The sequence below is a fragment of the Vibrio sp. EA2 genome, from assembly GCF_033042495.1.
GTDB lineage: Bacteria > Pseudomonadota > Gammaproteobacteria > Enterobacterales > Vibrionaceae > Vibrio.
In genome coordinates, this window is record NZ_JAWLID010000010.1 from 125,418 (window position 1) to 148,015 (window position 22,598).

The 22,598-nt window shown below is 47.1% G+C and carries 17 protein-coding genes; 3 read left to right on the forward strand and 14 right to left on the reverse strand.

Features of this window, described 5'->3' with window-relative positions:
- The first annotated feature begins 6 nt into the window (after nucleotides 1–6).
- Nucleotides 7–1,299, forward strand: coding sequence for a two-component system sensor histidine kinase EnvZ (envZ, locus tag RXX31_RS18355; RefSeq protein ID WP_317591153.1), 1,293 nt, complete (start codon nucleotides 7–9; stop codon nucleotides 1,297–1,299).
- A gap of 86 nt (nucleotides 1,300–1,385) precedes the next feature.
- On the opposite strand, the gene RXX31_RS18360 is transcribed toward envZ, so the two are convergent.
- From RXX31_RS18360 to RXX31_RS18425, 14 genes are all read right to left on the reverse strand, one after another.
- The gene (locus RXX31_RS18360) at nucleotides 1,386–2,774 is read right to left on the reverse strand and encodes a uracil-xanthine permease family protein (protein WP_317591155.1); all 1,389 of its coding nucleotides are present in this window, start codon (nucleotides 2,772–2,774) and stop codon (nucleotides 1,386–1,388) included.
- 239 nt (nucleotides 2,775–3,013) lie between these two features.
- Nucleotides 3,014–4,999, reverse strand: a complete 1,986-nt coding sequence (locus RXX31_RS18365; RefSeq protein ID WP_317591156.1) for a S9 family peptidase — start codon at nucleotides 4,997–4,999, stop codon at nucleotides 3,014–3,016.
- Nucleotides 5,000–5,210: 211 nt separating this feature from the next.
- A complete protein-coding gene (recG, locus tag RXX31_RS18370) occupies nucleotides 5,211–7,292 on the reverse strand; it encodes an ATP-dependent DNA helicase RecG (RefSeq protein ID WP_317591157.1) in 2,082 nt (693 codons plus the stop codon).
- Nucleotides 7,293–7,617: 325 nt separating this feature from the next.
- Entirely contained in the window at nucleotides 7,618–8,301 is a 684-nt protein-coding gene (trmH, locus tag RXX31_RS18375) for a tRNA (guanosine(18)-2'-O)-methyltransferase TrmH (protein WP_317591158.1), read from the reverse strand.
- 55 nt (nucleotides 8,302–8,356) lie between these two features.
- Entirely contained in the window at nucleotides 8,357–10,477 is a 2,121-nt protein-coding gene (gene spoT / locus RXX31_RS18380) for a bifunctional GTP diphosphokinase/guanosine-3',5'-bis pyrophosphate 3'-pyrophosphohydrolase (protein WP_317591159.1), read from the reverse strand.
- Nucleotides 10,478–10,516: 39 nt separating this feature from the next.
- Nucleotides 10,517–10,789 (reverse strand): DNA-directed RNA polymerase subunit omega, encoded by a 273-nt coding sequence (gene rpoZ, locus RXX31_RS18385; RefSeq protein ID WP_005379346.1) that lies wholly within the window; start codon nucleotides 10,787–10,789, stop codon nucleotides 10,517–10,519.
- Between the two features lie 195 nt (nucleotides 10,790–10,984).
- Nucleotides 10,985–11,608 (reverse strand): guanylate kinase, encoded by a 624-nt coding sequence (gmk, locus tag RXX31_RS18390; RefSeq protein ID WP_317591160.1) that lies wholly within the window; start codon nucleotides 11,606–11,608, stop codon nucleotides 10,985–10,987.
- A gap of 440 nt (nucleotides 11,609–12,048) precedes the next feature.
- Complete coding sequence (locus tag RXX31_RS18395; RefSeq protein ID WP_317591161.1) at nucleotides 12,049–13,263, reverse strand: hypothetical protein; 1,215 nt, start codon at nucleotides 13,261–13,263, stop codon at nucleotides 12,049–12,051.
- A gap of 12 nt (nucleotides 13,264–13,275) precedes the next feature.
- Nucleotides 13,276–13,908, reverse strand: coding sequence for an energy transducer TonB (locus RXX31_RS18400; protein WP_317591163.1), 633 nt, complete (start codon nucleotides 13,906–13,908; stop codon nucleotides 13,276–13,278).
- 4 nt (nucleotides 13,909–13,912) lie between these two features.
- Nucleotides 13,913–14,320 (reverse strand): ExbD/TolR family protein, encoded by a 408-nt coding sequence (locus tag RXX31_RS18405; RefSeq protein WP_014230564.1) that lies wholly within the window; start codon nucleotides 14,318–14,320, stop codon nucleotides 13,913–13,915.
- A 25-nt stretch (nucleotides 14,321–14,345) separates the two neighbouring features.
- Entirely contained in the window at nucleotides 14,346–14,873 is a 528-nt protein-coding gene (locus RXX31_RS18410; protein WP_005458945.1) for a MotA/TolQ/ExbB proton channel family protein, read from the reverse strand.
- A 9-nt stretch (nucleotides 14,874–14,882) separates the two neighbouring features.
- Complete coding sequence (locus RXX31_RS18415) at nucleotides 14,883–16,244, reverse strand: MotA/TolQ/ExbB proton channel family protein (RefSeq protein WP_317591165.1); 1,362 nt, start codon at nucleotides 16,242–16,244, stop codon at nucleotides 14,883–14,885.
- Between the two features lie 3 nt (nucleotides 16,245–16,247).
- Nucleotides 16,248–17,012 carry a DUF3450 domain-containing protein gene (locus RXX31_RS18420; RefSeq protein WP_317591166.1) on the reverse strand — a complete coding sequence of 255 codons (765 nt, stop codon included), beginning with the start codon at nucleotides 17,010–17,012 and terminating at the stop codon, nucleotides 16,248–16,250.
- Between the two features lie 72 nt (nucleotides 17,013–17,084).
- Nucleotides 17,085–19,682, reverse strand: a complete 2,598-nt coding sequence (locus RXX31_RS18425; protein WP_317591167.1) for a TonB-dependent receptor plug domain-containing protein — start codon at nucleotides 19,680–19,682, stop codon at nucleotides 17,085–17,087.
- Between the two features lie 819 nt (nucleotides 19,683–20,501).
- On the opposite strand from RXX31_RS18425, the gene RXX31_RS18430 reads away from it, so the two are divergent.
- Together RXX31_RS18430 and RXX31_RS18435 are read left to right on the forward strand one after the other, a co-directional pair.
- Complete coding sequence (locus RXX31_RS18430; RefSeq protein WP_317591169.1) at nucleotides 20,502–21,527, forward strand: ABC transporter permease subunit; 1,026 nt, start codon at nucleotides 20,502–20,504, stop codon at nucleotides 21,525–21,527.
- A gap of 1 nt (nucleotide 21,528) precedes the next feature.
- A complete protein-coding gene (locus tag RXX31_RS18435) occupies nucleotides 21,529–22,572 on the forward strand; it encodes an ABC transporter permease (protein ID WP_317591171.1) in 1,044 nt (347 codons plus the stop codon).
- Nucleotides 22,573–22,598: the final 26 nt, after the last annotated feature.

Below are 22,598 nucleotides of genomic sequence, written 5' to 3' on the forward strand. Positions count from 1 at the left end.
CTGTCCATGCGAATCCGAAGCTCTCTTACTCAATCTATTCTGCTATTTATCTCTTTGCTTCTCGCTAGCCAAGTTTTCTCTTATTATGCCGTTTTCAATTATGCGTTAATGCCGAGCCTGCAGCAGTTCAACAAAATTCTCGCCCATGAGCTCAACCTGGTCCTGGATGCCGACGGAGAACTTCAATCTGAAGCACCATTACGACGCCAGTTATTAGAAAGACTGGGTGTAACGGTTCACAGTATTAATAGTGAAAGGGCGGACGAGTTTAATCATGCGATGTCGATTGAATTGATGTCGGAAGAAATGACTCAGGAACTGGACTCCCCGACTGAAGTACGTTTGATGTTGGGCGAGGAGAGTTACATCTTGTGGATGCATATCGACAAGCTACCAAACTCGCTTATTCGTATCCCACTCTCAGAGCTTCAAGAAGAGGATTTTGCGCCGCTTTTTCGTAACAGTCTGATCATGGCATTGCTGATTATCGCTGGTGGCTGGCTATTTATTCGTTTTCAAAACCGACCGTTACTGGCGTTAGAAAGAGCCGCTAAGGGGGTTGGGCGAGGTGAGATACCGCCCCCGATACCAGAGAAAGGCGCGTTAGAAATTCGCGCGGTGACCCGTGCTTTTAATCAGATGTCGAAAGGTATTCAGGAGCTGGAAGAAGACCGAGCTTTATTGATGGCGGGGATCAGCCACGATTTACGAACCCCTCTGACTCGAATTCGTCTCGCGACAGAAATGATGTCACCAGAGGAAAGCTATCTCGCTGAAGGCATCATCAGCGATACGGAAGAGTGTAATGAAATCATCAGCCAGTTTATGGACTACCTTAAACCAGTGAATAATCAGACGTTTGAGGCGGTGGACCTGAACGACATTGTGTGTGATGTCGCAAGTTCAGAAGGCAGTGATGAACGGGAAATTGAGACTAAAATTGAAGAATCTATCAAACCTGCTCTGGGTAATTCGATTGCAATAAAACGTGCTGTGACTAACTTAGTAGTGAATGCGGTTCGCTATGGCAATGGCTGGGCTAAAGTGTCGACGGGCATGACGGCTGATAATAAACTTGTGTGGGTCACGGTGGAAGATAATGGCCCTGGTATTGATCCAGCGCAGGTCGGCAAACTATTTGAACCGTTTACACGTGGCGATACCGCTCGAGGCAGTGAAGGGACTGGCCTGGGCTTGGCGATCGTTAAGCGCATTGTCAGCCAGCATTCGGGATCGGTTGTGATGCGAAATCGTAGTGAAGGTGGCTTAATCGCACAAATCAGCTTCCCGACTAAGTAATCCGACAAAGAAGGCGTTACTAACGAGCAAAATAAAAGCCCAACCGAGAATCTAAGTTGGGCTTTTTTATTATCCTATTGATCAGTTCAGGATTCTTTAATCTCTTCAGCTTCAGACTCTTCATCTTCCAGTTTTTCTGGCAATAACAGGTTCAAGATGATTGCGGTGATACCGCCCGCAGCAACGCCTGTCGAGAAGATGCTCTTAATAAACTCTGGCATAAATTGCAGAATTTCTGGCTTCTGAGCAATACCAAGGCCCATCGAAAAGGACAGTGCCATGATCAAAATCGCACGGCGGTCGAGATCAACACGAGAGATAATACGCACACCTGCTGCGGCAATCGTACCAAACATCACGATGGTTGCGCCGCCAAGTACAGGCTCAGGAATCAACTGAACAAAGCTCGCCACACCAGGGAATAAACCAAGTACAACTAACATACCTGAAATGAAGTAACCCACGTAACGGCTTGCGACACCAGTCAGCATGATAATGCCGTTGTTTTGGCTGAACGTAGAGTTCGGGAAGCTGTTAAAGACTGCAGCGATCGCTGAGTTTAAACCGTCTGCTAGTACGCCACCTTTGATGCGTTTCATGTAAACCGGACCTTTAACTGGTTCACCGGATACTTCTGATGTTGCGGTAATATCGCCGATGGCTTCCAGCGCGGTAATGAAGAAGATCAGTACCAGTGGAATAAACAACGACCAGTCAAACGCCAAGCCGTATTGCATTGGGATTGGCAGCGCAACCAGGTTGGTCTCACTTAGCTGTGATGTGTCTACCATGCCCATAAAGTAGGCAATGATATAGCCAACCAGCATTGCAATCACAATAGAAGCAACGCGAATGTAAGGGTTGTTTGAGCGGTTCAGAATAACGATAAGACCCAGCACTGTGCCAGCCAGAGCTAGTTTGTCCAGGCTACCGAATGTACCATCACCCAATGCGGCATAACCTCCACCCATTGAGACCAATCCAACCTGAATTAGTGTCAGACCAATCAGAGTCACCACAATGCCAGAAACCAGTGGAGTAATGATACGGCGTGCGTGCTCAAGGACTCGGGACAGCAGAATTTCCGCGAATGAAGCCACCAAAATTGTGCCGAAAATGGCGGCCATCATGGTGCTGATGTCGGCACCGCCCGCTTTCAATGACAAGCCTGCACCAATGATTGGGCCTAAAAAGTTAAAGCTGGTGCCTTGTACTGATAACAGGCCAGAGCCTATCGGGCCAAAAGTGCGGATCTGAATAAATGATGATACACCGGACGCAAACAGGGACATGCTAATTATGGTGTTGGTTTGATCGGCTGGTACGCCCAACGATTGGCAGATGATCAATGAAGGAGTAATCACTGCAACGAACATCGCCAGCAGGTGCTGAATGGCAGCGAAAATGGTTTGTGGCAGTGGTGGACGATCATTTAATTGATAGACCAGTTCCGACGATCGGTTTGAAGTTGTCATGGTTTGTCTCGCTTGTCGCAATATTTATTACCCAGCGCTCGCTGAATGGGAGCCCTGGGAGGAGCTGACGTTTTGATCTGTGATTGCTGTTAATCAGTGTCAACTCGGAGTGTTTTAGGTCAACAGACCCTATAATTTGTGCGCGATTATAGAGTGATTTATTTAAAAAGCAAACGATTGCCAGTAGGGGAGAAAAAGGCGATAACGGGGTTGCTATCGCCTTTTAATTTTTTGTCTGATCAGTTTTTCAGATGTTTATCGAAGAAGTTGAGAACACGGGCATAGTATTTTGCTCTGTGCTCATCTTTGTAGAAGCCATGGCCTTCATCATCCAGAACAAAAGACTCGTAAGGGTAGTTGAGGTTATTTAATGCCTTAGCCATCGCATCAAAATGTGCAATAGGCGCGCGTTGATCTTTCCCGCCATGCACCAATAGAATCGAAGCTTTTAGCTTGTCGGCATTGTGGGTTGGAGACATAGATTTGAGAATGGTTGGGTTGGTGCCCAAAACCTCGCTTAAAAAGCTCAATCCCATCTGGGTATCTGGTACGTCCCCTTCTTCGAACATCAGCTCCAGGTCGTAGACACCAGCGGTTCCGACTGCGCACTGAAAAAGCTCTGGAGCAATAGTTGCCGACTGCAGCGCACTGTATCCACCAAAGCTTCCGCCCGAAATACACACGCGGTCCTTATCGGCAATGCCTTCAGCGATGATATGTTGAGTGGCATCAATAATGTCATATTGAATATTGGTCCCCCACTTGCGATAACCTGCGGCCTCAAATTGTTTACCAAAACCGCCGCTGCCACGGAAGTTCACTTGCATTACCGCATAACCGTGACTGGCGAGAAACTGGTTTTGTTCCGTAAAGCGCCACCAGTCTCTGGGACCATGTGGACCACCATGCGGATTGACGATGAGAGGTAAGTTTTTAGCCTCAGTATTAGGAGGAAGGGTGAGATATCCTGAAAGAGTTTTACCATCACGGCTGGTAAACTCAAATGGCTGTACTTCGGCCATTTTGGCAGGGTCTAGCCATTCTCGTGCGGAGAATAGATAGCGAATTTGTTTTGGCTCGGTAGTGAAAAGATAGTAATCACCTGGGTTTCTGTCATTAAATGCCATGATAACGTACGTGTCGCCAGCTTTTGTTTCGCTGACTAACCGAACTTGATGGCCAGGCAGAGACTCCAGGATTTGCTTGAGGTATTCACTGCGTTTGTTTTTGGGATCGACAAACGCATAGGTTGGGTAGTCGCTTTCAAATTCTACCGCGTAGAGCTGTTTTGAGTCTGGGTCTAACCAATGTTGCTTCGGATCCACCTTTGCATCCGAGACGACTTTGCGACTTTCACCGGTCTTGAGGTTTAAGTGATGAATGGCCTTTGGTTCACCGAAATGACTGACGGCGGCATACACCGAGTCTTGATTTTCAGCAAAAGAGATGGGGTGAAACTCTGTGTACTGATTCAGTGAGTTGACGCTCTCGGAGCTCTTCCATTCATCGTTAACGCGATAAAACAGTTCCAGTTTGTTACTGTTATTGAAGCCCGACACAAATCGTACTTCGCCATCATGGTCAGTGAGGAACTGGCTAAAGGCAACTGGAGCCGTTATGAGCTTTGAGCGTTTGCCATTGTATACGTTGACTCGATAGACCTCTCTTGGCGTTTCGGCATCCAGTCGATGCTGTTTCATTGGTAAGGCAGAAACTAAGATATGCCGTTCATCATTTGGCAAGGTATCGAGAACTGTACCAAAAGCCGTGATACCAGACGAAGATCGCACTAACTTACTCGACTGTGGTGGGTTGTAACCAAATAGATAAGCGTATTTATTCCCGTCGACATTGATTGAAACTAATTCACCATAATTTCGTGGCTGTATAGACCAGCTCTTTAAATATTCTTTGGAAGCCACGATGCGATCGTTATTCACCCAATGATAATCGCCAACTTGTTCATTACCAACGAAACGTAACACACTGCTTGGTTGCATGGTTTTACTGTCGAGTATGACGAGCGCATCCTTGCCGTCGATACTGGATTCAAAAGCTAAGTGCTTTCCGTCTGGCGAGATCTTAGGGTTGAAGTAAGCGGAGCTTTTAGCAAAACGCTCCGCAGATTTTACAATGGCACTCTGTCCATTTTCAGCGGCAAAAGATGTAGGGTGTACGGAGCCAACCAATGCCGCGATAACCGCAAGCACAGTCTGTTTTTTCATGCATCTATCCTTGATGACGTTGATTAAATTTTGGAGTTATAGGCGTTTGTATTTTAAGTAAAACCGATTTTTAGAGTTCAACATCTAAATTGTCGTAATTTTGCGCTAAAGTCGAGTTGCGTTGTGCTTAATGAGAGCTAGAGCAGATATGAAAGCAGTCTTACATAATACAAACGGTAAGACTGCCGCTGAAGTTAGTGTGAGTTGCGGATTATGCTTTGGAGTAAATGTCTCGTTCGCCTAACCAACGATCGATGATCGCCGTGGCATTAGTAGGATAATTGTCGTGAATATGGCGAGCTATGCGTTGAACTTCAGGTATTAAGCGCTGATCTCGTACCAAATCCGCAATTTTAAAATCTGCCAGACCGGTTTGCTTGGTTCCCAGTAGCTCACCAGGGCCACGGATCTCCAGGTCTTTCTGCGCAATCACAAAGCCGTCGTTGCTTTCACGTAGTACACCGAGACGTTTTTGTGCGGTTTTTGATAGCGGTGAATGATAAAGCAGAACACAATGACTGGCGACTGAGCCTCGTCCAACACGGCCTCTTAGCTGGTGTAGCTGTGCTAAACCGAGTCGCTCCGGGTTTTCGATGATCATCAGGCTTGAGTTTGGTACGTCCACACCGACTTCAATAACGGTTGTGGCGACGAGCAGGTGCAGTTTGTTGTCTTTAAAGTCCTGCATCACGGCTTGTTTTTCTGCGGGCTTCATACGGCCATGAACTAAGCCAATTTTCACATCAGACAGCTTGCGTTGCAGTTCTTCAGCAGTATCAGCGGCAGCTTGTGCCTCCAATACTTCAGACTCATCAATCAGTGTACACACCCAGTAGGCTTGCTTACCTTCGTTGAGACAGGCGTGGCGTACTCGCTCCACGATGTCGTCGCGTTTGGTATCGGGAATCGCTACGGTTTGAATCGGAGTTCGGCCCGGTGGTAATTCGTCAATTACTGAGGTTTCCAAATCGGCATATGCAGTCATCGCTAGAGTGCGCGGGATAGGAGTAGCGGTCATGATGAGCTGATGTGGGTAAGCGCCTTGCTTGGCACCTTTCTCGCGTAGCTCTAATCGCTGGTGGACGCCAAAGCGGTGTTGTTCATCAATAATCACCAGTGCCAGATGATGGAATTCAACATGCTCCTGAAACAGAGCGTGAGTACCCACTACCATTTGCGCTTCACCGCTGGCAATGCGTGCGAGCTCGGCTTCTTTGGCTTTACCCTTTAACTTACCTGCCAGCCAGCCCACTTGGATTCCCATTGATTCAAACCAGTTGGCAAAGTTGATGGCATGCTGTTCGGCTAGCAGCTCAGTGGGTGCCATTAGTGCAACCTGATAACCGTGCTCGATAGCTCGAACCGCAGCCAGTGCCGCGACGAGGGTTTTCCCTGAGCCTACATCGCCCTGAACAAGGCGCATCATCGGGTGAGGCTTCTCCAGATCGGCTTCAATCTCTTTTACCACTCGTGCCTGAGCGTTGGTTGGTGAGAACGGCAGTTGTGTCAGCAGTTGGTTTTTGAGTTTTTCACAAGGTGCAAGAGGCAAAGCAATATCTTTCCGTCCTTGACTGCGTACAGCCAGCATAGAAAGGTTCTGTGCCAACAGTTCTTCCATGATCAGACGGATTTGTGCCGGATGTTTACCTTCATCGAACTCATCCAAGTTGATCGTTGGGGGCGGTCGGTGAATGGTGTGCAGCGCCTGAGACATAGTGATTTGGTGATTGTATAAACCCGCGGGCAGTAACTCTTGCACCGCGGCTTTATCCAATAACGCTAACGCCTGTTCAGTCAGGTTACGCAGGGTGATTTGTCTTAGGCCATCTGTGGTTGGATAAACGGGCGTGAGGCTTTGTTCTACATCTGGCTTTTGTTCGCTGATATAGAACTTGTAATCTGGGTGGACGATTTCCAAACCCATTCCACCACGCTTTATTTCCCCGTAAGCGTGTACTAACTTACCTTGAGAAAAGTTGTTCTTCATCGCCGCGGTAAAATTGAAAAAACGCAGCGTAATGGTGCCGTTACCATCACTGATTTTTACCGTAAGCATTTTACGTTTACCGAAGGTGGTATCCACCGCCATCACTTTGCCTTGTACCGCCGCCCACAGTCCGGCATGAAGCTTAGCAATAGGATAAATACGGGTACGATCTTCGTAACGAAGTGGCAGATGAAACAGTAAATCCTGAACCGAATGCAAGCCGACTTTGGCCAGTTTTTCTGCGACTTTCGCGCCAACCCCGGATAGGGAAGTTAATGGGACAGCAGATAACAGTTGGGCAGACATAGTGGGCTCAGAAAATGGTTAACATTGCAGTATGTTAACCACGGAGCTGTGTTTTTGTACAGGAAAAGTTTTTTGGAGGACCTAGGTAAAAGAAAGGTCCTAGGTTCTAGAGGAGTTTGTTGAGACGGTGGTCCTCCATTAGGTGTTCGTGCTTGTTGTTTTGGATTACAGATTACGGAATACAGATTATGCACACATTTACCTCTCTGTATTCCGTAAGCGAAGCGTTCCGTATTCCAAGGCAACAGATACCTGATTTTGAATTTTTCACCGTGCTCCCTGCAACGCTTTCTAGGACCTAGGATTCTAGAACCTAGGATCTTTTTTACTTCTTCTGCATCTCTTGCCACCATGCCTCGTCGGCGATGATTTGACCTTCATCGTCGAGTGGCGGATAAGCGAGGCCTTTACGTTTGGCTACTTTGGCCAGAACCGGATGGCCGCGTTCGAACAGAATTCGGTTAATCGTCTCTTTCGGCAGAGCGCTTTCTTCACGGTCGTACATACCAGCAGCCTGACGCTGACGCTGAGCTTCATACAAAATCACCGCACTTGCCACAGAAACATTAAGAGACTGCACCATGCCGACCATTGGGACGATGATGTCCTGATCGGCGAGCTGTTTCGCTTGTTCCGAAGCGCCCACTTTCTCGCTGCCTAGGATAATCGCTGTTGTCTTGGTGTAGTCGATTTCACGGAAGTCGACCGCCGTGTCTGACAGGTTTGTCACCAGGACTTGCATGCCTTGTGCTTTTAATTCTGTTACGGCACTTGCGATAGAGTCGTGAGTGTCCACTTCTACCCAGTTTCGGGCGCCAGCAGAGGTGTGGCTTAAGGTACGCATCTTATCCGGCCAAATGGCGTGGACTTTGTGTAAGCCAGTTGCATCGGCAGTACGGATCACGGCTGAGACGTTATTTGGTTTGTGCACTTCCTCAAGACATAAGGTCAGGTCGGTCTGGCGTGCTTTCAGGACTTGGTGGATACGGTGGTAACGTTCTAGGTTCATAGTGATAGGCACATAAAAAATCGCCACCTAGCGGAGTAGGTGGCGATGGAGGTTATTATTTTCTTCTGCGTCTGACTCGTGTCGCCTGGGGCATCGCTTTGATTTTACGCATGATACCAGCAAGATGAACACGATCTTTTGTGGTCAGTAGTACCGTGACGGTATACAGGCGACCATCGCGTTCTTCCGTAGACAGACCATGAATATTTGAGCCTGTTTTCGAAATCACGTTGGTTAACTCAGCAAGCGCACCCTGGTGGTTGAGCATATCGACTTTAAGTTCTGCGATGAACTCTTTATCGTAATCGTCAGACCAGGCAACGGCCATGTAGCGGTCCGGTTCTTTCTGGTAACCACGTACGTTTGGGCAGGTTTCACGGTGAACAACCAGACCACGCCCCGGTGATACGTGAGCAATAATGTGGTCATCCGGAATCGGGTGACAACAGTTTGCAAACGTCAGCAATAGCCCTTCTGCGCCACGAATCGGCAGCTTTTTCTTCGAGTCGGCTGGAATCGAACTGGTTGTGGTCAGCTCTTCGGTATCACCAAGCAGACGACGTGCAATGACAATACTCATTAACTCACCTAAACCTATTGCAGCCAGCAAGTCATCAGTACTTTCTAAACGAAGGTCTGTCAGAACTTCCTGGATGTTTTCCGGGTAAATCGAGTCAATAGAGTGGCGACCAAGTGCATGGTTCAGCAAGCGGCGACCTAAGGTGATCGACTCTTCACGACGCATGGTCTTCAGAACCTGGCGGATCTTGGTACGAGCACGTGAAGTCACGACATAGTTCAGCCAGGCTGCGTTTGGACGAGCACCCGGCGCACTGATAATCTCGACCGTTTGACCGTTTTTCAGTGCCTTACTCAGTGGGTAAGGGTTACGATCAACACGAGCACCAACACAAGAGTTACCGACATCAGTATGCACGGCGTAGGCGAAGTCAACCGCTGTTGCGCCAAGCGGTAACTCGACGATACGGCCTTTTGGTGTGAAGACGTAAATTTCGTCTGGGAACAGATCCGATTTTACGTTTTCAATGAATTCGAACGAGTTACCCGCGCTTTGCTGCAGTTCAAGTAGGCTTTGCATCCAGCGTTGAGCTTTCACTTGCGCTGTTGTGCCAGATTTATCGCCTTTGTCTTTGTAAGACCAGTGTGCAGCCACACCTTTATCTGCCATTTGATCCATATCTTCGGTACGGATCTGTACTTCTACGGGTACACCGTGAGGGCCGACCATAGAAGTATGCAGAGATTGGTAGCCGTTGGCTTTTGGTACCGCGATGTAATCTTTCATACGGCCCGGGCGTGGCTTGTATAAGCTGTGCACCTGACCCAGTACTCGATAACAGGTATCAGAGGTGTCGACAACCACTCGGAATGCGTAGATATCCATGATGGTGTGGAAGCGCTGCTCTTTGGTTTTCATCTTGTTATAGATAGAGAACAGGTTCTTCTCACGACCCACAACGCGTGAACTCAGACCGACATCTTGCAGACGACCTTCGATTTCACTGTGGATGCGTTGGATCATCTCTTTACGATTACCACGTGCCGTTTTGACCACTTCTTTTAAGACGCGATAACGGTTCGGATAAAGCGCTTCAAAGCCTAATTCTTCCAGCTCGGTTTTGATATTGTGAATACCAAGACGGTGAGCCAGTGGTGAATAGATCTCTAGGGTTTCACGGGCGATACGGCGTTTTTTGTCTGGTCGAAGCGCGCCAAGCGTGCGCATGTTATGCGTTCGGTCGGCCAGTTTGATCAGAATTACGCGGATGTCTTGCACCATGGCCAGAACCATCTTACGAAAGTTCTCAGCCTGAGCCTCTTTCCTGTCACGGAATTTGAGTTTGTCCAGTTTAGATACACCATCAACCAGCTCAGCCACGGTGTTACCGAATTGCTCTTCGAGATCTTCTTTGCTGACATCACAATCTTCGATGACGTCATGCAATAGAGCAGCTTGGAGGGTTTCGATATCCAGACGCATTTCTGCCAGGATTCGAGACACAGCGACAGGGTGGATGATGTATGGTTCACCGCTAGAACGGGTTTGCCCTTCATGGGCATCTCGCGCTACCACATAAGATTGACGCAGAGCCTCAATCTGAGGCTCTGTTAGGTATTCTTGGGCAACGTCTTTGAGGCTATCGAATAGATACAAATTATAGGCCCGGGAGGTTGTTGAATTCTCGAGTCAGAATTAACGGTTGTGAGCGATGCTGCTTACTGCCGCTAGCTCTGCCGCTTCTTGCTCTTGTTGTTCTTGACGTTCACGAGCGTCGAGAACTTCTTTCGTGATTAAACCTTCTTCGATTTCGCGAAGCGCGATAACCGTTGGCTTATCGTTCTCTTCTGGCACTAGTGCATCTTTACCGCCAGTTTGCATTTGACGAGCGCGGCGAGCCGCAATCAGTACTAGGTCGAAACGGTTGCCAACTTTTTCAACAGCGTCTTGAACAGTTACGCGTGCCATGAGGACTCCAATTAGTTAACTAAAATATTAGAATGACGAGAAAGTATACAGCCTAACTGCTTTATTTACTAGCAATTAGACAGGCCACTGCACGTGGGCTTTCTCGGGGATTTTATTGTCTGCTCTTTGCTGCGAAAAAATAGGCGCAAAGAAGCAAAATTCTTGGTGTTTTACAGTGTACTTATTATATGGAAGTTACTCTGCTAATAACGCGTCAAGCATACCTTTATATTTAGCAGCTTGCTTTTCTTCCTTCAATCTTTCTGCGCGAAGAATGGCTTTAAAGTCCACCAGCGCGGTATCGAAGTCGTCGTTTACAATTACGTAATCGTATTCATTGTAATGCGAGATTTCTGACTTAGCTTCTGCCATGCGCTTAGCGATGATTTCATCACTGTCTTGGCCACGCACGTTCAGGCGACGCTCTAACTCGCCGTTTGATGGCGGCAGGATGAAGATGCTTTTCGCTTCTGGCATTTGCTCACGAATTTGTCGTGCACCTTGCCAGTCGATATCCAGAAATACGTCGATACCTTTGTTTAACGTTTCTTCAATCCATACGCGAGACGTACCGTAGTAGTTGCCAAACACTTCAGCGTATTCAAGGAAGTCACCTTGCGCAATGAGAGTTTCAAACTCTTCTTTTGCGACGAAGTGGTAGTGGATACCATTTTCTTCACCAGGACGCATATCACGAGTGGTGTGAGACACAGACACTTTCATTGCGTATGTTGGATTACGCTCCAACATTGCTGAGATCAAGCTAGATTTACCTGCGCCGCTAGGTGCAGATACGATATAGAGAGTACCTTTGCCCATTGTACTGTTCCACTATTGATTGGATTGATTGAGTGCCGACGCAAAGTCGCGACAGTCTTATAACGATAGCACTGGCCTTGTTGAATTAACCACCAAAGGGATGGATATTGGTGATAATCCCGCCAGAAAAATGGAGGCGAAGAGTATCATGATCTCTATATTGTTACCAGTTGATCTTTCGCTCTGTACTAACTCATCATAAAAGAGCCACTTATTCCCGAGTGTGCTGCACTAACATTGTTTACTTGAGCTGCATTCTTGTTGTACGCAGATTCCTGATGTCGCTGGGGTTCCTCGGAATGACGGAAATATTCTCAGGTTTTAGAGTTCCTAGTAATGACGCTGATGGAGAATGTAATAAATAGAGGGAAAAAAGGGGAAGCTTTCACTTCCCCAGGCGTGCGACTGACTCACACTTAATTTAATTATATTGACTTGGTTCAGCCTTGAGTCTCTAGGAAGTTGATCCAAGGGTTTGCTACGGCTTTCAAGTCTGGAGACTGCGCGGCCGTTTTCATTGCTTTAAGCGCACTGTCTGGCTGGTTAAGCTCAAAATAAGCCATGCCACGAATGTAGGCTAATTCGCCTTTTTGATCGCGTTTGGCGTCAGGCGCGGCGTTTTGAGTAAACTTCGTCGCGGCTGAATATTGCTTGTCTAAAATCATCAGACGAGCGATTTTGATTTGAGTTTTCGCCTTTGGAGCCAAGTTATAAGCTTGTTGGTAGACATCGATTGCGCGTCCAAGCTCTTGCGCTTGCTGCCAGAAGGCTCCCTGTTTTTCCAGATTTTCTGCATTGCGCTCAACGTGACCTTCTTCAAAGGCGGATTGAAGCGTTTTTGCTGCTCGGAATGGTACCCCTTGATAAGCTTGGAAGTTCACTAAGCGTAGGTACTCTTTCTCGCCTTCCAAAAGACCCAATTTATAGGCCATCTCCAGAGTAGAAAGGGCATTGCGCTCTTGGTTTAACTCCATGTAAATACCAGACAACTGCGTCCAGTAACGCTTACTTTGCGGGTACTTGGTGGTTAAAATCTTCAGAACGCCAGCAACGCTTTTGAACTGTTTCAGTTCATAATGAGCCGACATCAATAGCTGGTACCAAGATTCACTAGGGTCTTTACTCATTGCGATGGCCTTTTTCGTCGGCGGAATCGCGTTTCTGTAATCTTCTAGCTGAATATAAGCACTCGCCAGGGTGATGTAGGCATGAGCCTGAGGTTTTTCTTCCGTCGTCTCGGCAATCTTGAACCATTCATTCATGGTCGAGACGGATTTTTTAAACTGACCCTCAGCAAGATAAAGTTGCGCCACGCTGTAGCGCACTTGTTGTGCAACGGGCACTGGCAGTGCGTTTAAACTCAGTGCATCAGCAAAGTATTTGATCGCTTTGGTGTAGTTGTCCTGCAACGAATACAAAAAGCCCATTTGTTGCAATAGTACCGCACGATCGTATTGACGTTTGCTGGTGCTACTTAATGCCGAGTTCAGTTTCGAGATGGCTTCTGAATACTGCTCAGTTGCGATCAATTCCTGAACTTTATTGACGGTTCTGAATGTTCGGTCAGACAACTCAGGAGTGCTGGAGAAAGCAGGCGCGCCGTACGCGCCTGCAATGAACACCAGAGAAGCCAACAATTTTGTGTATGATTTCATGATTGCGACTCCTTAGTTGGTAGAGAACTCAATTTCTTGAGAAAGACGAGAACTCACGGCTTTACCTTCAACCATCTTAGGTTTGAAGGTCCATTTAGCGACGGTGGTCTTCGCTGCTCTGCCCAAGCCTAACTTACGTGGTGTCTCTTTTAAGACTCTTACATCTTCAACGCCACCGCGTTCGTTAACGGTAAACTCTACCAGTACGATACCTTTCTCAAGTCCCGAGCGTGCCGCTTTACGAGGCATCTGCGGCTGGAACGTAGCCAGAGGAACCGGGCCTCCACCGCCAACCATCTGAGCACCACCCCCTTGTGTGTAGTGACCCAGTACTGAACCACCGGTTACGTTAACTGGCAGGTCTAGCTTTGGCATGTCCATTGGAACTTGATCCATCACTGGCTTCACCGTCGATGTCACCTTCATTTCTGGTGGTGGCGGCGGGCGCTTAGGTGGTGGTGGTTTCGGGAGTTCGCGTTTTTTCTCCTGTATTTTTTCTTCTGGTTTAATGCGAATGAATTCGACCATACGCTGGTCGTCATTCGACACTAGCTCGTGGCGCTCTTTGTTTACCAGCTTGTCCATCCCCCAGAACAGCCCGAGGGAGACAATGAGCGCCAGTGCAATTGAGGCCAGATACCGCATAAGCTTAATCCTTACCGGTTGCGGCAATGGAGATGCTTTCAACACCTGCCATCTTGATCTGGTCCATAACCTTCACGACTACGCCTGCGTTGGCTTCTGTATCCGCCTGGATAACAACCGCACCATCAGGGCTTTCAGCGCGAAGACGCTCGATGTTGGCGCGAACGGCGTCGACTTCAATGCGTCGTTTATCAACCCAAACGTCACCCGCTGCACCAACGGCAACCATGATGTTACCTTTCTTCACGGTTTGTGCTGAGCTTGCCGTTGGGCGGTTTACTTCAATACCAGCTTCTTTAACGAACGATGTTGTTACGATAAAGAAGATCAACATGATGAATACGATGTCGAGCATCGGTGTCATATCGATAGCGGTTTCATCACTGCTATCACTGCTATAGCGTCTTTTCATGACCTATACCTCTAATTCCATTTACTCAGGCAATATGCTTTAGCTTATCTTCCAGCTTTTGCGTTGTGACTTTGGCTAAATGATCAAGACGTGAACTAAAGAACAGTCCTGACAGAGAAGCCACCATCCCGGCTAACGTTGGGATTGTTGCCTTTGAGATCCCCGAGGCCATTGCTCGAGGGCTTCCTGTTCCTGTTACCGCTAAGATGTCGAATACCTGGATCATGCCGACAACCGTGCCGAGCAGACCGAGTAGGGGACAAAGCGCAATCAATACTTTCACGATTGGCAGACCCTTTTTATTCTCAATATCCTGACGAGAAACGATTTCTTGTCGGATCATCTTCGCGTTCCAGCTTTGATGTTCTGAACGCTCGCTCCAAAGCGTCACGGCTTTTTTCGCGGCTCTGGGAGCGACGGCGGCAAAGTAGAACCAACGTTCTAGCAGTACTGCCCACAACATGAAGCTGAGGATGAAAATGGCGACGAGTACATCGCCACCCATTCCCAAGAAGCGCCTAATTGATTCAAGTTCTCCAACTAACCACCACATAACGCCTCCTTAGCTTTCGGCTTTATGTAGTTTTTCCTGATAGCGAGCGATGAAACCTGCACTCTGTTCTTCAAGAGTTTGAACCAAACGGCGACCTTTACTGTGTACGATGGTGTAAAGGAACAGCAGAGGAATTGCGACAACCAGACCTAGCATGGTGGTTACCAGTGCTTCAGAGATACCGCCAGCCATGAGTTTCGGATCGCCTGTACCAAATAGCGTGATTGCCTGGAAAGTACCGATCATACCCATTACCGTACCCAGTAGACCGAGTAGCGGTGCGACAGAAGCAAACAGTTTGATTGAGCTGATAAAGCGTTCGATGCTTGGAGCGTTACGTAGAATGATTTCGTCCAGTTTCGCTTCCAGATCTTCAAGGTTGTCGCCTTTGTGCTCTTGGTAAGCCTGGATAACTTCACCCAGTGGGTTGCCAGGGATAACCGTTTCAGATTTCGCCTGTTTACGCATTTTGCCACCGATAACCTGAAGACGTAGGAAGCACATTAGCGCGATGATCGCACCAACGGCACCCATTGCCAGGATGACGTAACCAACGATACCACCTTGGTCAATACGCTCCTGAACCGTCGGACTCTGTACTAGTAGCGATAGGATGACGCCACGAGATGGATCAAGGAACAGTGGCTCATAAGTACCTTGTGCCGATTCGAACCCACCAACCAGGCTAGTGATGTTTTTGCTTGGTTGACGAGATAGTTCTTCGAACTTAGCGGTCTGAGGAACATAAGTAACGTATTTACCGTCAGCAATTGCGTTAAACTCACCCACTAGTGTAACGTCGTGTACTTCTTCGTTACCTTCACCATAAACAACCGTTGCTGGTGTTGTTGTTGTTTCACCAGATACGATCACTTGTTGAAGAATGGTGTGCCAGAATGCTTCTAGCTCTTGAGTTGATGGTAGCTCTTTACTTTCTGCCAGTTTAGTCAGTAGTGCATCACGCTCTGGGAACTGAACGGCATTTTGCGAAGCCGCGAACAGACCTTTAAATTCGCCAGCGTATTGACGAACTACACCAAACATTTCACCCAAGGTACCTGAGCGAACACGTAGGGTTTCGGTTAATTCAGTCAGTTGTTTGTCGTTTTCGTCAAACGTCGCTTTTAACTCATCACCAAGCGCTTGTTGTGACGCCAGCTCATCGCGTGCTTGTTGTAGCAGCGCCGCTTGTTGGTCACGATCGCGTTTGAAGATAGCTTCACGTTCTTTGTTTTCTTTCGATTCAACAATACTTTCTGATTTTACGTTTTTCAGTAGCTCAGATAGGGTTTGTGGGGTTTCTGCCTGAACGCCAGAAACCATAAATAAGCTCGCTAATAGGCCAGCGGCTAGCGTTTTGAATCCTTTCATCTCTTATTCCTCCCCAGCAAATACAGGCAGTTTGATCAGCGATGGTGGCGCTTGCTTCTTAGCGATGCGCAGACCTTGCTGTACAGCGATACGGTAGCTTTCTGGTAGTGTTTCCCATTGACGAGTTTGTTGGTTCCACATACCCGTTTCACCACCGTCTGGAGATTGGAATAGAAGCGCTGTACGACCAATACGCAAGAAGTCGTAAGTCACGACTTCGCCGTTACGGTCCAGGCTAGCTTTATAAGATTCGATTGAGCGCGAGAAGCCTTCTTCGATTTGGTAAGCTTCCATCACTTTACGGAATTTTTCTGAAGTAGTTACGTCAGCGCGATCCATCAGGCGGCGTAGCTCTTGAACACGTTTATTACGTTCTTCTTTTTGGAACGGAAGATCGAGCGTCACAAATTCGTCTAGGGCATCGATCATTTTTAGTGTTAGAGGAACAACTTCTGTTGCCGTTTGATCGATTTGAGCAATTTGACTGTTTAGTGAGTCCAGCTCGCCTTGCTGAGACTGAACCATACGATTAATTTGCTCGTTGTAGACTTTCATGCTGTCGATTTGACGAAGTAAGCCTTTGTATTCCGCCAACATGCTTTCTGTATTTTCAGCATAGTTGTCGATTTTTTGTTGTGAAGCCTGGGAAGACTTCGTGGTTTGTGCTTGATTAGAGACTACGGTTCCTGAGTCAGCAGCCATTACTGCACCACTTACCGACAGGATCGCGGCAGTCAACGCACTTACGCCAAATTCCTTTAACGTCATAGTAGCATCCTTGTTAGTGTATAAAGTCAGTCGAATAGGGCGCAGGAAATCCTCCTGCGCCAAAGGTCTTAATTAAAAGTTTTGAGAGTATTTCAAGAAGTAAACACGGCCTTGAATGCTGTATAGGTCTTCGTTGTATGTCACACCGTCAGATTCAAATGATGGATCTTCGTCAGTCAGGTTACGTACACCCGCTGTGAATTTTGCATCCCATGGAGCCAGGTAGTTGTACGCCACGTTCCACGTTGTTTGTGAAGAGATGTGGCCAGTTTTCTTGTAGTTGTCATCAACATCTTGTGCTTGGTCTGCGATGTGATCGGCAGATACGTAGATGTCATGATCTTCAAGGAAGCTCACACCAACACCAGAGTTGAAGCGGTACTCAGGCAAGCCGTTGCGACCTACCTGGTTGTTCGTTGGACCACCAACGTATTCAGGTGTGCTGTAGTCAAGTACGTAGCTACCCATAAAGTCGTAGCGAACGGTCGCGTAATCGAAGTCGTAGCGGTAACCCAGTTTCAAGTCGATACCTGAAGTATCCAGTGTACCTAGGTTCTGAAGCCCCGCTGTTGCTTCAATGATACGACCGTTTTCACGGATGATGTTCGGGTTAGAAACGCCAGAGCTACGCTCTTCGTCGATCATACTTTGCAGAGTATTCAGTGTGATCATGTCATCAATGCTGATGTTGTAGTAATCCACTGTTACGTCAAGATCTTCGATTGGTGAGTAACTCACACCGAAGTTAAATGATACTGACGTTTCTGCTTCCAGATCTTCGTTCGAAGTACGAGTCACATCGTATTGAGTCTCTGGACAGTCTTCGATTGCAATACCATTCGCTGTACAGTAGCTGTAGTCTTTTGCGAAGTCTGATGAGTAGCTGTCAGCCGCGTAAAGGTCAGATAGTGTTGGAGCGCGGAAGCCCATACCAGCACCAGCACGGAACATCAGGTTATCAAGAGGCTGGTAACGGAAAGAAACTTTTGGCGAGATCTCATCCCCGAAGTCGCTGTAGTGGTCGTAACGAGCCGCCAGGTTCATTTCCAGCTCATCAGTGAATGCGATCAAAGATTCCGCGTAGAATGCGTAAGTTTCACGATCACCTGCAGCAGAGTTACCTGAACTACCGATGATGTTACCCGCTTCACTTTGTGGATCATAGATATCGGAGTAGTCGTAAGTCGTGAACTCGGCACCAAGGTACAGTGGAATGTTTACGTCACCCACTTGCGCAAGGTCAAACTGAAGACCACCAGAGAATTGGTGCATTTCCATTTCTGTTTCACGGCCGGTACCGGCAGAAAGCTGGTCTGTCGCGTCTGCGCTGAACTCACCGTCGACAAATTGACCTGATTCTACAAGTTGTGATGCTGCTGAACCGAAGACATAGCCAGTGCCGGTTTCGCTACCGTTGGAGTAGTTCATATGGTAGCCGGCTTCCCAAATCACGTCGCCGAACGAATCGGTGTAAAGGGTACCATCTAAGCCTGCTTTGAAATCAGCCTGGAAGTCTTTAACGGTATTATCACGCGTACCTACGTTGTTGAAACGATAGTAGACCGAAGCAGGGCCGGCTGTTGGATCAAGGCCATTTTCTGCGAAGAATGCCGCACCACCATCAGTGTCCGGGTTTACTGTAAAGCCACCCGCAGCTGGTGCGAAACGACCAAAACTTTCGTTACGGTTTAACATTAATTGTGAATTAAACGTTGTGTCGTCAGTCAGGAAGATATTACCGTTAACGAATACGGTGTTACGCTCTAGAGAGGCAGTTTGAGCCGCTTCGCCAGTGTAGTCGTAACCACAGATGTCACCCAGACCCGGGTAGTTGGTTAGGCCAACAAACCCTTTTGATGTACAAGATGCATCAGTGTTGTAACCGTTAAGCGCTTTCAATTCGCCGTCATGGTATACGTTACGGCCGTAGATACTAACGCCCGACATATCGAAGTAGTTCGCTGCGTCAGTATTGGTCGAGCTTAGGTAATCACGGCTGCGTTGGTAGATTTCATCTTTGCTGTCATGCTCAAACGAGAACATGATGTTGCCTTTCTCGCCACTGGTACCCATCACAAGTGCAACGTTCTGCTCATCGCCGTCGTCCTGACTTGGGATGCCTGAACCTACCGTCACGTTGATACCGTCAAACTCTTCTTTGAGAATGATGTTGACTACACCGGCAACCGCATCAGACCCGTATACCGCCGAGCCACCATCGGCCATCACTTCAACACGCTCTACGATAGCAGATGGGATCGCGTTGATGTTCGCAGCGCCACCACCCATGGTTGCTGAACCAGGTAGACGTTTACCGTTAACCAGAACCAGAGTACGTGAAGCGCCTAAACCACGTAGAGACATGGTTGCCTGGCTTTGCCATGAGGTGCCTGAACTTTCACTGAAAGAACCAAATGAGTTGAATGAAGATTTACGTAGAACGTCTGCAATCGATACGTCACCAGCACGTTCGATTTCCGCTCTGCCGATAACTGCTATCGGAGTGCTTCCTTCCATTGATGCGCGCGTAAGGCGCGAACCAGTAACTTTCATCTTTTGAAGTTTTTCAACTTGCTGCTCTTCTGCCTGAGCTGCTACAGGTGCGAATGCCGTCGCCGTACCTAAAGCAAGGCTGATCGCAACAGATAAAGCTGTTGTGTTTTTATACATCCTTGTTGCTCCAATTTATTATTATTTCCTGTGTCTGGTCGTAAAACGACCAAATGTGACGTTAATGTTTCGTTAACGTGCGGCCAATGTATAACCGAGGTCAAAAAAGGAAGTCAAACCAGTAGTAAACTAGGATGGTCAAATGTAAAAAAGATGTAAAAACCCAAATGAGTTACGAATTGCAGAATAAATAACTAACCAATCATAAGAAAATGACATTAAACCTCGATAAAACACCGTATTTTGTCATTCTTGTAAACTTTAATGGGTTATGTTGTGTATGCTTTTTAAGTGGGTAATAGAATCTGAATATATGTATTTTTCCAGTGAATAATTCTGACGTGAGTTTTATATGAAATGCTAATCAAGTAAGCTCTAGCACGTTAGGTGGTATCAAAATATGATACCCATTGCCATTAAAGGGCTCACTCGTATTTTTGAGTCAATATGTTGAGCTTAATAATGTCTTATTATTCTAAATTTATGCATTTTTATGTAGGGTTTTGGCTCTAATTTGGCCAGGTTGATATTCTGTATGAATTATTTTTGTGGTTTTTTATCATTTTTTACCAAAATATTGCGTTTTTTTTGATAGGGGACGAAGTGTGTCATGTTTTGTTTTTAAACACTTGAAGCCAATGTGGATTCAAGCTAAATATGACGCTGACATTATTGCAGTCATCTAAAAACAAGTTATTGACACACATGGATCGTGTTTCAATCTTTTAAATTTCTGCAAGATAGATATGCACCATTTGGGGCCGGTCATTCTCTGTTTAACCGGTCTAAATTGGACAGTAGACAAGGAGCAAGTTGTATATGCTGTCGTACTTTTTACGCCGTTTAGCGTTGGTCATTCCGACGTTTCTCGGAATTACCATTCTTATTTTTGCCATCACTCGTTTCGTTCCGGGTGGCCCTGTTGAGCGTATGTTGTCACAGATGCAATCGCAGGGAGATGGCGCTGCCGCAATGACGTCCGCGGGGGGCAATACCGCGCTTTCTGATGATCAAATCGCAGAGTTGAATGCTTTCTATGGCTTAGACAAGCCAGTGATGGAAGCGTATGTCGAGTGGTTAAGCCGTTTGGTCACGTTAGATCTTGGTGAATCAACCCGTTATTACGAACCTGTCTCAGAGATGATTGCTGAACGCCTGCCTGTTTCCCTGTTTTATGGCGGGATGACGTTCTTTGTCAGTTACTTTATCTCCATTCCTCTTGGTTACTACAAGGCGCTCAAGCATGGCTCCGTGTTTGATTCTGCTTCCTCGGTATTGATATTTGTCGGGTATGCCTTACCAGGTTATGTGGTGGGTGTATTGCTCATTACCTTGTTCAGTTATCACCTTGAGTGGTTCCCGATGGGGGGCTTTGTTGGTGATGATTTTGATGACTATGAAACTTTCTTCGAAAGAGCAAAAGACATCATGTGGCATGCTGTGTTGCCATTGATTTGTTATCTGATTGGTGACTTTGCCACGCTGACGATGACGATGAAAAACAACCTGATGGAAAACCTGTCGTCAGATTATATCCGTACCGCAATTGCGAAAGGGCTACCTTTCAAAAAAGCAGTTCGTAAGCATGCTCTGCGCAATAGTCTGATACCAATTGCAAGCCACTTCGGTAACTCTTTGTTGTTCTTTATGACCGGTGCCTTCCTGATTGAAGTAATTTTCAACATTGATGGTATTGGCCTTCTGGGGTACGAATCCATCATGGAGCGTGATTATCCTGTGGTAATGGGCATCGTTGCTATCAACGCGATACTGCTGCTGATCGGTAACATCGTTTCAGATATCTGTGTTGCTTTAGTCGACCCACGAGTGAAGTTTGGAGCGTAACATGATTAAAGTTAGTCCATTAACTCAAAAGAAAATTCGCCACTTTAAAGAGATCAAGCGTGGTTATTGGTCGTTTGTGGTGCTATCGATCATGTTGATCCTCTCTCTGTTCGCTGAGTTGTTGATCAACAGTAAAGCGCTGGTGGTTAAATATGACGGCAATTTCTATTTTCCCGTCGTGAGTGATGTGCGCTTGGGCAGTGATTTTGGCCAGAACTCAGCAAGTGAAGCTGATTACCGTGTTTTGCAAAAAGTGTTTGCAGAGCAAGGTGGCGATAATTTTGTGATTTTACCTATCGTTCCTTGGAACCCGTATGAGCAGGATTTCAGTGGTGATTTCCCGCCAACAGCACCAAGCGCTGAGAATAAACACTATCTAGGTACTGATGTTATCGGCCGGGATATCTTAGCTCGACTGGTTTATGGCTTTAGAACCGCGATGGGGTTTGCTTTGTTGACCATGGTTATCTCGTACGCGATTGGTACTGCAGTCGGTTGTGCTATGGGGTTCTGGGGCGGCAAGTTCGACTTGTTCGTCCAGCGACTGATCGAAGTTTGGTCGATGGTGCCATTCCTTTACGTGATTATGATTCTGGTTTCGATCGTTCAGCCCACCTTTGCGCTTTTCGTCGCTATCAACGTCCTCTTCACCTGGATGGGCATGACCTGGTATATGCGGACCATGACCTATAAGGAAGCGGCTCGTGAATATGTCATGGCAGCGCGTGCATTAGGTGCGTCAACGGGTCGAATTCTATTTAATCATATTCTTCCTAATACTATGGTTATGATTGTCACACTGGCGCCATTTACCATTGCGGCTAACATTACGGCACTTACAGCGCTGGATTATTTAGGCTTAGGCCTGATGCCACCAACACCGAGCTGGGGTGAACTACTGCAACAAGGTAAGTCGAATTTAGACTCGCCATGGATTGTTTCGTCAGTGGTGACGTCAATTGTATTGGTACTAGTGATGGTGACCTTCATCGGTGAAGCAATCCGAGCAGCTTTCGACCCGAAAAAATTCACACGCTATGTTTAAGTGAGCGAGTGAACAAAACATAAAAA